The organism is Methylobacterium sp. J-077 (genome assembly GCF_022829365.1).
GTDB lineage: Bacteria > Pseudomonadota > Alphaproteobacteria > Rhizobiales > Beijerinckiaceae > Methylobacterium.
Genome location: NZ_JAKSYJ010000126.1, coordinates 1 through 913, shown reverse-complemented (window position 1 = coordinate 913; position 913 = coordinate 1). Strand labels below are relative to the sequence as shown.

Genomic DNA, 913 nt, shown 5'->3' with positions numbered 1-913 from the left:
ACCCGGCCCCGCCTGTCGATCGCGACGATCCATCGCCGTGCGTGCGAGGTGGCCCGGACGCGCGGGTGGCCTGGGGCCTCCTACGCGAGCGTCCATGCGATCGTCACTGGCCTCGATCCGGCCCTGGTGACGCTGGCCTTGGACGGAGACACCGCCTTCCGCGACCGCTACGAGATCGTCCACCGGCACCGGGCGGAACGGCCGAACGCCACCTGGCAGGCCGACCACACCCAGCTCGACATCCTCATCCGCGATGCCAACGGCGCCGAGGCCAAGCCGTGGCTGACCACGGTGCTCGACGATCACTCCCGCGCCATCGCGGGCTACATGGTGTTCCTCGGTGCCCCCTCGGCCCTCAACACCTCGCTGGCCCTGCGCCAGGCGATCTGGCCCAAGGCCCAAGCGGATTGGCCGGTCTGCGGCATCCCCGACGTGCTCCACGTCGATCACGGATCGGACTTCACCAGCCGCCACCTCGACCAGGCCGCGGCCGACCTGCGCATCCGCCTGGTCCACTCCATCGTCGCCCGCCCGCAGGGCCGCGGCAAGATCGAGCGGCTGTTCGGCACCCTCAACACGGAGTTGCTGCCCGAGTTGCCCGGCCATCTCCAGGACGGGACGCCGGCCTCAGCGCCGAGCCTGTCACTCACCGAGCTGGACGCGGCGATCGGCGCCTTCATCGTCGGCCGCTACAACGTCCGGGTTCACGGTGGGATCGGTGTGGCGCCCGTCGAGGCGTGGCGCGGTGCCGGCTGGCTGCCACGGCTGCCACGGCTGTGATTAGGCGTGGAATAAGGACCCCGTTCTCGGGGTGATCGGCGTCCAAACGGGACCCCCAGGACAAGTCATCCACAATGCCTTCCGGCTCGAACGGGAGGCTTGCGCGGGATGTTGGTCGTGGAGACGGTCGCAA

At 70.0% G+C, this 913-nt stretch carries 1 protein-coding gene; it reads left to right on the top strand.

What is annotated here, in order from left to right; translation table 11 throughout:
* On the top strand, positions 1-780 hold a 780-nt coding region (locus MKL11_RS16035; RefSeq protein WP_243945110.1), incomplete at its 5' end, for a DDE-type integrase/transposase/recombinase.
* Positions 781-913: the final 133 nt, after the last annotated feature.